The 14,398-nt window shown below is 69.9% G+C and carries 10 protein-coding genes; 8 read left to right on the top strand and 2 right to left on the bottom strand.

Features of this window, described 5'->3' with window-relative positions:
* Nucleotides 1-17: 17 nt before the first annotated feature.
* The 4 genes from GON06_RS06270 to GON06_RS06255 all read left to right on the top strand — a co-directional run bounded on the left by GON06_RS06270 (nt 18) and on the right by GON06_RS06255 (nt 3,672).
* Nucleotides 18-698 carry a sigma-70 family RNA polymerase sigma factor gene (locus GON06_RS06270; RefSeq protein WP_157311462.1) on the top strand — a complete coding sequence of 227 codons (681 nt, stop codon included), beginning with the start codon at nt 18-20 and terminating at the stop codon, nt 696-698.
* The gene (locus GON06_RS06265) at nt 695-934 is read left to right on the top strand and encodes a zf-HC2 domain-containing protein (RefSeq protein ID WP_157311461.1); all 240 of its coding nucleotides are present in this window, start codon (nt 695-697) and stop codon (nt 932-934) included. Before GON06_RS06270 ends, GON06_RS06265 begins: the two co-directional genes overlap by 4 nt.
* A 32-nt stretch (nt 935-966) precedes the next feature.
* Nucleotides 967-2,265 (top strand): GNAT family N-acetyltransferase, encoded by a 1,299-nt coding sequence (locus GON06_RS06260; RefSeq protein ID WP_332837214.1) that lies wholly within the window; start codon nt 967-969, stop codon nt 2,263-2,265.
* A 114-nt stretch (nt 2,266-2,379) separates the two neighbouring features.
* Nucleotides 2,380-3,672: an APC family permease gene (locus GON06_RS06255; RefSeq protein WP_332837213.1), complete on the top strand. Its 1,293-nt coding sequence runs from the start codon at nt 2,380-2,382 to the stop codon at nt 3,670-3,672.
* 57 nt (nt 3,673-3,729) lie between these two features.
* On the opposite strand, the gene GON06_RS06250 is transcribed toward GON06_RS06255, so the two are convergent.
* On the bottom strand, nt 3,730-7,392 hold the full coding sequence (locus tag GON06_RS06250) for a multifunctional oxoglutarate decarboxylase/oxoglutarate dehydrogenase thiamine pyrophosphate-binding subunit/dihydrolipoyllysine-residue succinyltransferase subunit (RefSeq protein ID WP_332837212.1): 3,663 nt from the start codon (nt 7,390-7,392) through the stop codon (nt 3,730-3,732).
* Between the two features lie 150 nt (nt 7,393-7,542).
* Here GON06_RS06250 and GON06_RS06245 point away from each other — a divergent pair, with 150 nt between their 5' ends.
* From GON06_RS06245 to GON06_RS06230, 4 genes are all read left to right on the top strand, one after another.
* Nucleotides 7,543-9,003: a GuaB1 family IMP dehydrogenase-related protein gene (locus GON06_RS06245; RefSeq protein WP_157311460.1), complete on the top strand. Its 1,461-nt coding sequence runs from the start codon at nt 7,543-7,545 to the stop codon at nt 9,001-9,003.
* Nucleotides 9,004-9,440: 437 nt separating this feature from the next.
* On the top strand, nt 9,441-10,433 hold the full coding sequence (locus GON06_RS06240; protein WP_157311459.1) for a hypothetical protein: 993 nt from the start codon (nt 9,441-9,443) through the stop codon (nt 10,431-10,433).
* 394 nt (nt 10,434-10,827) lie between these two features.
* Nucleotides 10,828-12,144 (top strand): hemolysin family protein, encoded by a 1,317-nt coding sequence (locus tag GON06_RS06235; protein WP_157311458.1) that lies wholly within the window; start codon nt 10,828-10,830, stop codon nt 12,142-12,144.
* A complete protein-coding gene (locus GON06_RS06230; protein WP_157311457.1) occupies nt 12,141-13,202 on the top strand; it encodes a hemolysin family protein in 1,062 nt (353 codons plus the stop codon). Before GON06_RS06235 ends, GON06_RS06230 begins: the two co-directional genes overlap by 4 nt.
* A gap of 86 nt (nt 13,203-13,288) precedes the next feature.
* On the opposite strand, the gene GON06_RS06225 is transcribed toward GON06_RS06230, so the two are convergent.
* Nucleotides 13,289-14,356: an NADH:flavin oxidoreductase/NADH oxidase gene (locus tag GON06_RS06225; RefSeq protein ID WP_332837211.1), complete on the bottom strand. Its 1,068-nt coding sequence runs from the start codon at nt 14,354-14,356 to the stop codon at nt 13,289-13,291.
* Nucleotides 14,357-14,398: the final 42 nt, after the last annotated feature.

Below are 14,398 nucleotides of genomic sequence, written 5' to 3'. Positions count from 1 at the left end.
CCGAGAGGAGGGGCGGCATGCTCGCCACTCTGGAGCGCGATGACATCGCCATCGTGGACCCTTGGGCCACCGGCCTAGACTGGCCGGTGATGGATGACACCTCTTCTGACGACGCTGCCGCGCGCGACCCTCGACGCGATTTCGAGGAGCAGGCGATCCCGTACATGGATCAGCTGTATGCCGCTGCCATGCGCATGACGCGCAACCCGGCGGACGCCGCCGATCTCGTGCAGGAGACCTTCGTGAAGGCGTACGGCTCGTGGGCGACGTTCTCGCAGGGCACCAACCTGAAGGCGTGGCTGTACCGGATCCTGACGAACACGTACATCAACATCTACCGCAAGAAGCAGCGCGAGCCTTTCCAGGGCACGATCGACGAGCTCGAGGACTGGCAGCTCGGCGGCGCGGAGTCCACGACGGCGTCCCGCAGTCGCTCGGCCGAGGCCGAGGCGATCGACCGGATGCCGGCATCCGTTGTCAAGGATGCGCTGCAGCAGGTGCCGGAGGACTTCCGCCTCGCCGTGTACCTGGCCGATGTCGAGGGATTCTCCTACCAGGAGATCGCCGACATCATGAAGACGCCCATCGGCACCGTGATGAGTCGCCTGCACCGTGGCAGGCGCATGCTGCGGGAGCTGCTGGCTGACTATGCCGCCGAGCGAGGAATCGCGGCGGCCGGAACAAGGAGCACGAAATGACGGACTGCGGCTGTGAGAAGGCGCGTCGCGACCTGGAGGAGTACCTGCGCTCGGAGGTCTGCAAGACGTCCGAGGGCGAGATCCGCGAGCACCTGGACAACTGCCCGTCCTGCCAGGACGAGGCACTCGTGGCCAAGACCCTGACCGAGGTCGTCGCGCGCGCCTGCAAGGAGGCGGCTCCCGAGGAGCTGCGCGACCAGGTCCTCGCACGGCTGCGCACCGCCGCGGCGCACTGACTTCCGTCGGCGCCCCTGGATAGGGTGGGCGGGTGAACCTCATCGACGCCCGCTCCGTGGCCACTGATCCCCAGTCCACCGCACGTCTGCGTGACGACGGTCTCGAGTACCGCGTCGTCGACATGGCGGATGCCGTCCCGGCAGGCGCGTTCGCACGGGCCGACGCCCGCGGCTTCCTCGACGCCGATCCGGGCGAGGAGCAGATCGGGCGGATGCGGGAGGGGTGGGAGGACCGCCGGAACATCGGCGTCTACGAGCCCGGCGCCGCACCGGAGGAGTTCCCCGTCGCCACGGTGAACTCCTGGGTGACACCGCTGAGCGTTCCCGGCGGTGAGGTCCCGATGTGGGCGATCAGCTCCGTCACCGTCGCCGCCACGCACCGCCGTCGCGGCATCGCCAGGAACCTGCTGGAGGGCGAACTCCGCTCCGCGGCATCCGCCGGCGTACCGATCGCCGGGCTGACGGTGTCGGAGGCGACGATCTACTCGCGGTACGGGTTCGCGCCGGCGATCCCGGTCGCGCGCGTGGCGATCGACACCCGCAGGGCCGGATGGATCGGGGGTGCGACGGAGGGCCGGCTGGAGTACATCGACCGGGAGACCACCGCCGCCGAGCTGGGGAGCGTGTTCGAGCGGTCCCGCATCCGGCGGACGGGGCAGATCCCGGGCTGGAAGCTGCGCTGGCTGCGCAAGGCCGGACTCGCCGCCGACGACGCGAAGGGCTCCGGCGTGCGCGGAGTGCGCTACCTCGACGCCGACGGCGAAACCAGGGGAGTGCTCGCGTACTCGCTGAAGGAGCAATCAGGGACCTTCCGATTCACGCTGGCCATCAACCATCTCGTGACCGAGACCGACGAGGCGCTGCGCGCGCTGTGGAGCTTCGCCGTCCATCATGACCTCGTGACCGGGATCGAGGGCGATCTGCGTCCTGTCGACGACCCGATCCTGCACCTGGTGGCCGACCAGCGGGCCGTCGAGTTCACCGTGCACGACCACGGCTGGCTGCGCGTCCTCGACGTCCCCGCCGCACTCACGGCGCGCACCTATCGTGCGCCGCTCGACATCGTGCTGCGCGTGGACGACGCGCTGGGCTTCGCCGACGGTACGTGGCGGCTTCGCATCGGCGCGTCCGGCGAGGTGACGGCCGATGCGACGGATGCTGCCGCTGACGTCACGATGACCGTGGTGGAGCTCTCCGCGATCTACGCCGGGGGAGTGCGCGCGACCCAGCTCGCCGCTGCGGGCCGCATCCGCGGAGACCTCGACGAGGTCGCCTCCCTCGACGACGCGTTCCGCACGGCCGAGGCGCCGACTCTGGGCATCTGGTACTGATCCGAGGGCCGACCGACGGAGTGATCCGGCCGCTCTGCGGAGCAATCCGGACAATCCTCGTCCGCGGGCTGCCGAGCGAGTCCCGAGGTCGGATCCCGGCGCTAGCGTGAGCGGGTGAGCATCCGGGAACCCGCGCCGATCGCGACGCATCCTGCAGAACTCGTCGGCGGTCGTCTCGGCCTGCTGCCGGGGATCGCGCTGTACCTCGCCTCCGTGCTCGGCACCGGCCTGCTCGTGCTGCCCGGCCTTGCCGCGCAGACAGCGGGGCCGGCGAGCATCCTGTCGGTCGCGGCGGTGACGCTGCTCGCGATCCCGCTCGCGGGAGCCTTCGCCGCGCTGGCCGCACGTCATCCCGACCCCGGCGGTGTCGCGGCCTACGCCCGCCGCACGCTCGGTCCCACCGCGGCCAGAGCGGCCGGCTACTGGTTCATGTTCGGCGTCGCCGCCGGCGGATGCGTCGTCGCACTGCTCGGGGCCCGGTACGTCGCCGCCGTCCTCGGCATCGACGAGACGGCCGTCCCCGTGATCGCCCTCGCGTTCCTCGCCGTCCCGTTCATCGCGAACCTCTTCGGCGTGCGGATCGCGGGTTGGGCGCAGCTCGCCCTGACGGCGCTGCTCATGGCGGTCGTGATCACCGTGATCGCCGTGGCTGCGCCGGCGGTGGAGCCGGGGAACTTCCGGCCGTTCCTGCCGCACGGCTGGGGCGGGGTGGGCACGGCGATCGTGATGTACGTGTGGGCGTTCGCCGGCTGGGAGGTCGGCACCCACATCTCCGGTGAGTTCCGCCGGCCGCGCAGCACCATCCCGATCGCCACTGCCGTGACTCTGGTGCTCTCCGGGGCCGGTTACCTGGTGCTTCAGATCGTCACAGTGGGAACGCTCGGCGGCCGAGCCGGGGAGGGCGACGTGGTGCTCCTCGACCTCGCCCGTGTCGGCGACCTGCCGGGTGCGCCGATGCTGATCGGAGCGGCGGCGGGCATCGTCGCCCTGGGCGTGATGAACGTGTATCTCGCCGCGTTCGCGAAGCTCGGCGCCTCTCTGGCATCCGCCGGCGACCTGCCCGGCTGGTTCGCGAAGGGAGTCGAGAACGGGCAGGTCCCGCGCCGCGCTCTGCTGCTCACCGGCGGCGTCGTCATGCTGTACTTCTGCGCCGCGCTGGTCGCAGGGGGAGAGCTGCAGCCGTTCATCCTGATCCACACTGCGAGCATGGTCGCGATCTACGTGATCGGGATGATCTCGGCCGTCCGGCTGCTCCCGCGGGGCACAGCGGGGCATCGATTCGCCGTGGTCGCTGTGGTGCTCACGATCCTGCTGCTGCCGCTGGCGGGCATCGCGCTGGTGATGCCGCTGCTGCTCGCGGCCGCCGCCCTCGTCGTCACGCTCGTGCGCAGACGACGCAGCGCCTGAGACGACGGATGCCGCCCCTCCCGAGGAGGGGCGGCATCCGTCGTCTCGACAGGCGGATCAGCTCACGGTGAGCGCCGCCTTCAGCAGTTCGGCCTGCTCGACGGCGTGCACCTTCGAGGAGCCGGTCGCCGGCGACGCGGAAGCCGGACGGCTCACCGCACGGAACTGACGCGGACCGGGGACCTCGGCGAACGCGAGGGCCAGGAACGGCCAGGCGCCCTGGTTCTCCGGCTCCTCCTGTACCCACACCAGCTCGGCGTTCGGATAGCTGTCGGTGATCGCCTTGAGCTCGTCGATCGGGGTCGGGTACAGCTGCTCGAGCCGGACCAGTGCGACCTCGGGGTTCGGGTTCTTGTCGAGCTCGGTGCGCAGATCCCAGTGCACCTTGCCCGAGTGCACCAGCACGCGCTTGACCGCGGCACGATCGAGCTGACGCGCGTCGTCGATCACCGGCTCGAAGCGGCCCTGGGTGAAGTCCTCCACCGCGCTGGTCGCGCCGCGCAGGCGCAGCATGGCCTTCGGCGTGAAGACGATCAGCGGCTTGCGGGGACGGGCGTAGGCCTGACGGCGCAGCAGGTGGAAGTACGACGCGGGTGTCGAGGGGCGCGCCACGATCATGTTCTCCTGTGCGCACAGCTGCAGGAAGCGCTCCATGCGTGCCGAGGAGTGGTCGGGTCCCTGACCCTCGTAGCCGTGCGGCAGCAGCAGGGTCACGCTCGACTGCTGACCCCACTTCTGCTCCGCCGCCGAGATGTACTCGTCGATGACGGACTGCGCGCCGTTGACGAAGTCGCCGAACTGCGCCTCCCAGAGCACGAGCGCCTGGGTGTCCTCGACCGAGTAGCCGTATTCGAAGCCGAGCGCGGCGTACTCGCTGAGCAGCGAGTCGTACACGAAGAAGCGGCCCTGGCTGTCGGACAGGTTCGTCAGCGGCAGCCACTCCTGGCCGTTCTTGCGGTCGTGCAGCACGGCGTGGCGCTGCACGAACGTGCCGCGACGCGAGTCCTGACCGGCCAGGCGCACCGGGGTGCCCTCGAGCAGCAGCGAGCCGAACGCGAGCAGCTCGCCGAAGCCCCAGTCGATGGAGCCGGAGCGGCTCATCTCGACGCGCTTGTCGAGCGCCTGCTGCAGCTTCGGGTGCACGGTGAAGCCCTCGGGCTTGTTCGCGTGCGCGTCGCCGATCAGGCGGATGATCTCGTCGGAGACTCCGGTGACCTCGGGGGCGCCGACCCGGTCGTCGACCGGAGTGAGCTCCGGTGCGATCGGCGTGGCGCCGGTCTCGGCGGCGTGCGTCTCGGCGAACGCGATCTCCAGGCGGTTCTGGAAGTCGGCCTTCGCCTCGTCGTACTCCTCCTCGGTGATGTCGCCTCGTCCGACCAGGGCCTCGGTGTACAGCTTGCGCACAGAGCGCTTGGCCTGGATGAGGTCGGTCATCAGCGGCTGGGTCATCGACGGGTCGTCGCCCTCGTTGTGACCGCGACGGCGGTAGCAGACCAGGTCGACCACGACGTCTCGGTGGAACCGCTCGCGGTACTCGAACGCCAGCTGCGCGACGTGGATGACGGCCTCGGGGTCGTCGCCGTTCACGTGGAAGATCGGCGCCTGGATGGTCTTGGCGACGTCCGTCGCGTAGACCGAGGTGCGCGAGTCGTTCGGCAGGGTGGTGAACCCGACCTGGTTGTTGACCACGACGTGCACGGTGCCGCCGGTGCGGTAGCCGCGCAGCTGCGACATCTGCAGGGTCTCCACGACCACGCCCTGGCCGGCGAACGCGGCATCGCCGTGCACGAGGATCGGCAGCCAGGCGAAGGTGCCGATCGGCTTGCGGTCCTGCTTGGCGCGCACGATGCCCTCGAGCACGCCGTCGACGGTCTCCAGGTGCGACGGGTTGGCGGCCAGGTAGACCGGCAGCTCCTCGCCGTCCTCGGAGACGAAGGTGCCCTCGGTGCCGAGGTGGTACTTCACGTCGCCGGAGCCTCGCTGGTTGCCCGGGGTGAGCGACCCCTCGAACTCGCGGAACACCTGGCCGTAGGTCTTGCCGGCGATGTTGGTGAGCACGTTCAGTCGACCACGGTGGGCCATGCCGATCGCGGCGCCGTCGAGACCGGCGGCTGCCGCGCCCTGCAGGATCTCGTCCAGCAGCGGGATGAGCGACTCGGCACCCTCCAGCGAGAACCGCTTCTGACCGACGAACTTCGTCTGCAGGAAGGTCTCGAACGCCTCACCCTCGTTCAGCTTGCGGAGCACCCGGAGCTGCTCGTCGTGGCCGGGCTTGACGTACTTGACCTCGAGCTTCTCCTGGAACCAGCGGCGCTGCTCCGGATCCTGGATGTGCATGTACTCGATGCCGACCGTGCGGCAGTACGAGTCGCGCAGCACGCCGAGGATGTCGCGCAGCTTCATCTGCCGCTTGCCGCCGAAGCCGCCTGTGATGAACTCGCGGTCCAGATCCCAGAACGTCAGACCGTGGTTCTCGATCTCGAGATCGGGGTGCGTGCGCTGCACGTACTCCAGCGGGTCGATGTCGGCCATGAGGTGGCCGCGCACGCGGAACGAGTTGATGAGCTCCTGCACGCGGGACTGCTTGTCGACGCGCTCGGCGAGGTCGATCGCGATGTCGGAGTTCCAGCGGATCGGTGCGTACGGGATGCGCAGCGCGGCGAAGATGTCGTCGTAGAAGCCGCGCTGGCCGATGAGCAGCTCGTGCACCTTCTTCAGGAACTCGCCGGAGCCCGCACCCTGGATGACGCGGTGGTCGTAGGTGCTGGTCAGCGTGATGGTCTTGCCGATGCCGAGCTCGGCCAGTGTCTTCTCGCTGGACCCCTGGAACTCGGCCGGGTACTCGAGGGCGCCGGCGCCGATGATGCAGCCCTGGCCCTTCATCAGACGCGGCACCGAGTGCACGGTGCCGATGCCGCCGGGGTTGGTCAGCGAGACGGTCGTGCCGGCGAAGTCGGCCGCGGTGAGCTTGTTGCCTCGGGCACGTGAGATGAGGTCCTCGTAGGCGGAGAGGTACTCGTGGAAGCTCATCGTGTCCGCGCGCTTGATGCTCGGCACGAGCAGAGCGCGGGTGCCGTCCGGCTTCGGGACGTCGATCGCGATGCCGAGGTTGACGTGCGCAGGCGCCACGACAGACGGCTTGCCGTCGACCTCGGCGTAGAACACGTTCTGGCTGGGGAACTCCTTGAGCGTCTGGATGAGCGCCCAGCCGATCAGGTGAGTGAAGCTGATCTTGCCGCCGCGGGTGCGGGCCATGTGGTTGTTGACGACGATGCGGTTGTCGATCATCAGCTTGGCCGGGACGGTGCGCACGCTGGTCGCGGTCGGGACCGTGAGCGACTGGTCCATGTTCGCGGCGAGGGTCTTCGGCATGCCGCGCAGCGGTGTGACCTTGTCCTCGTCGACGGCCGGCGCGTCCTCCGCGGCCTTCGCCTGCGGCTTGGGCGCCTGTGCGGGCACCGGAGCCTGCCTGGCCGGCTTCGCCGTGGTGCGCGCCACGGGCTGCGAGCCGATGACGGGGATGGGCGCTGTCACCGGAGCCGTCGTGGTCGGCACGGGCGCCGCGGCCGCGGCATCCGGCTGGTAGTTCTCCAGGATCGGCCACCACTCCTTGTCGACGGAGTTGCGATCCTTCTTGAACTGCTCATAGAGCTCGTCCACGAGCCAGGAATTGGCTCCGAACCCCCCGTCGCCGCCGACGCCGGTCACCTGGTTCGCCACGCTTGATCGCCCTCTTTCATCGCTGAATGTCTGATGCGCGGATCAGGGCAGACCCGCACACGTTACGGGGTTCAAGCCTAATGCCATTCCCTGCATGAGCGCATGATGCCGGACCTCCGCCACGCCGCCTCAGCCGGTACCGTGGAACCCATGGAGTTTGCAGGCGAACGGCCCATGGTCGACCTCACGTATTCGGACGTGTTCCTGGTGCCGCGGCGATCGGACATCACCAGCCGGCTGCAGGTCGATCTGGCACCTGCGGACGGCACCCCGGCGACCATCCCGCTGGTGGCCTCGAACATGAACTCGGTGACCGGTCCGCGGCTGGCTGCGGCTCTCGCCAGGCGCGGCGGCCTGGGCGTGCTGCCTCAGGACCTGCCGCTGCAGGAGCTCGACGCTGCGATTCGCTGGGTCAAGCGCCAGCCGGTGCGCTGGGACACCCCGCTGGTGCTGCCGCCGTCGGCGACCGTCGCCGATGCGCTGCGACTGCTTCCGCCGACCGAGGGGCACGGCATCGTCGTCGCCCCGCCGTCGGGGGATGATCGTCTGCAGATCGAGCAGATCTCCGGCATCCTTCCGGCGACGCGGCTCGCGACTGCGCTGCCTGATGCCGCGCTCGGCGACCTGGTGCATGCGCACGCTCCGGCGATCGACGCCGAGACCGTGGGCGAGGGGCGCGCGGCCTTCGACGCCGTGGACGCGCTGGACGCCGAGATGGCGCTCGTGATCGACCACGGACACCTGGTGGGCACGCTCAGCCGCCGCACCGCGCTGCGCTCGAACCTGTACCGCCCGGCCGTCGACGGCTCGGGCCGCCTCGCCGTCGCCGCCGCTGTCGGCATCAACGGCGACGTCGCCGAGAAGGCCAGGGCGCTCGCCGCCGCCGGCGTCGACGTGCTGGTGGTCGACACCGCGCACGGGCACCAGGAGGGGATGCTGCGCGCGCTCTCCGTGGTGGCTGGTCTGGGCCTCGACATCCCGATCGTCGCGGGCAACATCGTGACCGCGGACGGGGTCTCGGATCTCGTGTCGGCCGGTGCCTCGATCCTCAAGGTGGGCGTCGGGCCCGGTGCGATGTGCACCACCCGCATGATGACCGCGGTCGGTCGCCCGCAGTTCTCCGCTGTGCTCGAGACCGCAGAGGCGGCCCGCCAGGTCGGTGCGCACGTCTGGGCCGACGGGGGAGTGCGCTACCCGCGTGACGTCGCGCTCGCGCTCGCCGCCGGTGCGGCATCCGTCATGGTCGGCTCCTGGTTCGCCGGCACGATCGAGGCGCCGGGCGAGCTGCAGCACGACGCCGAGGGGCGCGTGTTCAAGGAGTCCTGGGGCATGGCCTCGACGAAGGCAGTGCAGGCCAGGTTCGGCCGCCTCGACTCCTATGAACGGGCGCGCAAGGAGCTGTTCGCCGAGGGCATCTCCTCGTCGAGGATCTACCTCGACCCGCTGCGCCCCGGCATCGAGGACCTGCTCGACATGATCACCTCCGGCATCCGCTCGTCGTTCACCTACGCCGGCGCCGCCACCGTGCCCGAGTTCCACGAGCGCGCGCTGGTCGGTCTGCAGTCGGCCGCCGGCTACGAGGAGGGCAAGGCGCTTCCGGTCAGCTGGTGAGCGGCGGGGGCGTTCCGCGTTCGCGCTGCTGGTCTGCGCTCACGCTACTGATCCCTGCGTCCGAATCGGTTCGCGCTGCTGTTCCGCGCTCGCGCGGCGCGTATTCGCGTAGCGCGAGCAGAAGAGTGCCGCGCGGACGCGGTCGGGCGCCGGGTTCGTTCATTCGCGCCGCTGCTTCCCGTTCGCGCTGCTGGTCTGCGCTCGCGCTACTGATCCTTACGTCCGAATCGGTTCGCGCTGCTGTTCCGCGCTCGCGCGGCGCGTATTCGCGTAGCGCGAGCCGAAGAGTGCCGCGCGGACGAACACGGATTCTGCGCCGATGGCGGGGTCGCCTCTGCGGAAGACCGCTCCTCCCCAAGCGCGGATGTCCGACGAGTTCTCCGCAGCGAGGGGCATGTGGCGGAGAGAACGGATGCTGCTCATGACAGCCTTCCGGAATGACTCAGCAGACCGCGCCCGAGATCGACATCCGCCGACGCCGTGACCGTGGCGGCGTCGGCGTGACGGACCGCAGACTACGGACGCTCGTCAGACGGGGTGACGTGCACAGGGTGGTCGCCGGCAGCTTCGTGCCCGGCGGCGCGTGGAAGAAGCTCACCCCGCTGCAGCGACATCTCGTGACGGTCGCCGAGGTCGCGGAGCATGCGCGCTCGCCTCAGGTGTACATGGGTTCGGCGGCCGCCGCCGTGTGGGGCATAGATCGAGTCGAGGCATGGCCGAGAGGCGTCGCCGTCCGCGTCGCTCGCGCCACCGGCGGTCGGTCGACCGGGAACGTCATTCGTCGGGCGCTCGGCTTCGACGGAGTGGAACTCGTCGAATGGCGCGGTCATCTGGTGACCTCGCCCGCGCAGACGGCGATCGACCTCGCGGCCGATGCCGGCTTCATGGCCGGCGTCGTCGCGATGGATCAGGCTCTGTGGGCTCGTCGCGAGAACGGACCGCTCACGACCGCCGATGAGATCCTGACGCTCGTCGACCAGCAGACGAGGCGAGGGCTCGGACGGGCACGCGCGGCGCTCGAGTTCAGCACGCCTCTCGCCGACTCCGTGCGCGAATCCGAGGCCCGCGTGCTGATCGACCGGCTCGGTTTCCCCGCGCCCGTCCTCCAGAAGGAGTTCCGCCTCGACAAGGGCGGGTGCGCGCGGTCGGACTTCTACTGGGAGGACTTCGACCACGTCGGCGAGTTCGACGGGACGGGCAAGTACTTCGACCCCGACCTCCTCCAGGGACGGACACCGGAGCAGGCACTGCTGGACGAGAAGGACCGCGGCGACCAGCTGCGTCGGCGTGTGAAGGGCATGTCACGCTGGCGCACGGATGCCCATCGAGACCCTCAGCAGCTCTACGACATCCTGACCGGCGACGGACTGCCCTCACGGCTCCCGCGCCCGCTGGGGCGGGCGGCGCCGCAACCGCGGAACAGCCGGTAGCGGCATCCGTCTGCGGGTGCGTGGGGGCTTGCGCGGTCTTTCTCGGCACGCGCGGCGTGAAAACGCGCAGCGCGTGCAAGAGGGAGCCGCGGGAACAGGAACGGAAGCAGGGAACTGCCGCGCAAGCAGGGAACTGCCGCGCAGGCAGGGAACTGCCGCGCAAGCAGGGAACTGCCGCGCAGCGAAGGAAGCGCAGCGCGGACAGAACGCGGACAGCAGCGAATGCGAAGAACTGCCGCGTGCACGAGGATCTGCAGCGCGCACCGAAGAACACGGACGCAGCAGGCGGGAGCACAGCGCGATTATGTAGAATCGAGCGCACAATGGACGACCCTCCTTCTTGCAGTCCCTCGCCCCACCGCCCGCTCCTCCTTCTCTCGGAGGGGATCAGCTGATGGATTACATCCTGTTGGGCGTGGGGCTCCTCCTCACCGTCGGAACCGGCCTGTTCGTGGCCAGCGAGTTCGCCCTGGTCAACCTCGACCGCGCGGATCTCGAAGCACGTCAGGCCCGCGGCGAAACACGACTCGGACTCACCATCCGGGCGCTGAAGATCACCTCTACGCACCTGTCGTCGGCGCAGCTCGGCATCACGCTGACCACGCTGCTGACCGGATACACGATGGAGCCGGCGATCTCCAACCTCCTCGCTCCTGTGCTCATCTCCTGGGGCGTGCCCGAGGGTGCGGTGGCTCCGATCGCTGTCGTGGTGGCGATGGTCGTCGCCACGCTGCTGTCGATGATCCTCGGCGAGCTGGTGCCGAAGAACTTCGCGCTGGCGCTGCCGATCGCGACCGCGAAGCTCGTGATCCCGTTCCAGACCGCCTTCACGGCGGTGTTCAAGCCCGCCATCGTGGTGCTCAACGGCAGCGCGAACGCGGTGCTGCGCTCGATGGGCGTCGAGCCCAAGGAGGAGCTCTCCGGCGCGCGCAGCGCGGAGGAGCTGTCCTCCCTGGTGCGTCGCTCCGCGAGCGCCGGCGTCCTCGAGAAGGACACCGCGACCCTGCTCGACCGCAGCCTGACGTTCGCCCGCCTCACCGCGGCCGACATCATGACCGCGCGGCCGAGCATGCACGCCCTCGCGGCATCGGACAGCGCCGACGACGTGATCCAGCTCGCCCGCCGCACCGGGCACAGCCGCTTCCCGGTGCACGGCGACGACCTCGACGACATCACCGGCGTCGTGCACCTGAAGGCCGCCGTGGCGGTGCCGCGCGAGCGGCGAGCCGAGGTGCCCGTCGGCGCCCTCTGCACCGAGCCGCTGCGCGTGCCCGAGACCGTGCACCTGGACGCCCTGATCGCCGAGCTGCGCGCCAAGGGCTACCAACTGGCGATCGTCGTCGACGAGTACGGCGGCACGGCGGGCCTCGTGACCCTGGAGGACCTCGTGGAGGAGATCGTCGGCGAGGTGTCGGACGAGCACGACCGCACCCGTGCCGGCGTGGTCCGCCGCCAGGACACCGTGACCTTCCCCGGCGAGCTGCGTCCGGACGAGCTGCTCGCTCAGACCGGGATCGCCGTCCCCGAGGGCGATGTGTACGACACGGTCGCCGGCTACGTGATGAGCCTGCTCGAGCGCGTGCCCGCTGTCGGCGACGAGGTGCGCACCGAGGACGGCGTGCTGCACGTGGTGCGCATGGACGGCCGCCGCATCGATCGCCTCCGTTTCACGCCCGACCCTGCGTCCGATGAGCAGGAGGACGACCGATGAGCGATTGGGCTGGACTGGTCTGGCTGGTCGTACTGCTGCTCGGCAACGCCTTCTTCGTCGGCGCCGAGTTCGCCGTGATCTCCGCGCGCCGTTCGCAGATCGAGCCGCTCGCCGAGAAGGGCTCGCGGCCGGCGAAGACGGCCCTGTTTGCGATGGAGCACGCGACGCTCATGCTCGCGACCTCCCAGCTGGGCATCACGATCTGCTCGCTGCTGATCCTGAACGTCTCGGAGCCGGCGATCCACCACCTGCTCGCCGTGCCGATGGAGGCGCTGGGCTGGACGACCACGGTCGTCGACGTCACGGCGTTCGTCATCACGCTGGTGCTGGTGTCGTTCCTGCACGTCGTGTTCGGCGAGATGGTGCCGAAGAACCTCGCGTTCTCGCTGCCGGACCGCGCCGTCCTGCTGCTCGCGACGCCGCTGGTGTGGGTGTCGAAGATCTTCATGCCGGTGATCTGGTTCCTCAACGCCGCGGCCAACGCCGTGCTGCGGGTGTTCCGCGTGGAGCCGAAGAACGAGGCGGCCTCGACGTTCACCCTCGACGAGGTGGCCACGATCGTGGACCAGTCGCGTCGTGAGGGCGTTCTGTCCGACACCGCGGGCACAGTGGCCGCAGTCGTCGAGTTCACCGACAAGAAGGCGCGCGACGTCGCGGTGGCGCTGGGCGACCTCGTCACGCTGCCGCAGGACACGACGCCCGACGAGATCGAGCGCGCGGTGGCCCGTTACGGCTTCTCGCGCTACGTGATCGTCGACGACGAGGGCCTGCCGGCCGGCTACGTGCACCTGAAGGACATCCTGCGTGCCGCGGAGGGGCCGGATGCCGCGGAGCGCGCCACCGTGGCGGTGCCGGCGAAGCGGATCCACCACATGGTGCCCGTGCAGGAGGACACCGACCTCGAGGACGCACTGACGGCGATGCGCCGCGCAGGGCGGCACCTCGCTCGGGTGCGCGACCGCAACGGCGACACGACGGCGGTGCTGTTCCTGGAGGACATCATCGAGGAGCTGGTCGGCGAGGTGCAGGACGCCACGCGTCGCGGCTACGGCCGCTGAGGCCGCGGTGCCCGCCTGCGTCTCGCTGGTGGGCGCCGCGTCTCCCGCGATCAGCGCAAGCGGCGCGATCAGCGCAAGCGGCGCGATCAGCGCCAGCGGGCGCGCTGATACTGCGGCGGCCAGGTGATCTCGGCGCCCAGTTCGTGTGCGGCCCGCAGGCCGAAGTGCGGATCGCGCAGCCACTCACGGCCGGCGAACACGGCGTCGGCCGCGCCCGTGGCGAGGACCTGCTCGGCCTGATAGGCCACAGTGATGAGCCCGACCGCAGTGGTGGCGACGCGTCCGCCCTGTCGCACTGTCTCAGCCAGCGGCACCTGATACCCCGGGTGCAGGTCGATCTGCTGATGCAGCACCAGTCCGCCGCTGGACACATCGATGAGGTCGGCGCCGTGCTCGATCGCCCAGCCGCCGACGACCGCGGCCTCCTCGGGGACGAATCCGCCCTCGGCGTGATCGGTGGCCGAGATGCGCACCAGCAGCGGGATGTCCTCACCTGCGACGGCGCGCACCCCGTCGATGACGCGCAGCAGCAGCCGGGACCGGTTCTCCAGGCTGCCGCCGTACTCGTCGTCACGGTGATTGGACAGGGGCGAGAGGAACTGATGCAGCAGGTAGCCGTGCGCACTGTGCACCTCGAGCACCTCGAACCCGGCGTCCAGTGCGCGGCGCGCCGCGTCGGCGAACCCGGTGACGACGGCGTCGATGCCCGCCGAGTCGAGCGCCACGGGCTCGGCGAACCCTTCGAAGGCGATCGCGGAGGGGGCGACGGTCGGCCAGCCGCCCTCGGAAGCCGGCACCGAGCCGCGTTCCTCGGCCCACGGCCACCAGGTCGACGCCTTGCGGCCCGCGTGTGCGAGCTGGATGCCGGCGTGCGCGCCGCGATCCCGGATGCTGCGCACGATCGGCGCCCAGGCGTCGCGCTGCGCGTCGTTCCATAGGCCGGTGTCGTGCGGCGAGATCCTGCCTTCAGGCACGACCGCTGTCGCCTCGGCGACGATGAGTCCGGCACCGCCGTCCGCGAACTGCGGCAGATGCACGTGATGCCAGTCGCCCGGCACGCCGTCCACGGCGGAGTACATGCACATCGGCGACACCCACAGCCGATTGCGCAGGGTGACGGAACGGAGGGTCAGAGGGGAGAACAGGAGGCTCACCTTCTGAACCTATCGCTGACGGGACCGCGCGCTAACGTGGAG

The organism is Microbacterium sp. MAH-37 (assembly GCF_009758255.1).
GTDB lineage: Bacteria > Actinomycetota > Actinomycetes > Actinomycetales > Microbacteriaceae > Microbacterium.
This window is presented reverse-complemented; position numbering and strand designations above follow the sequence as displayed.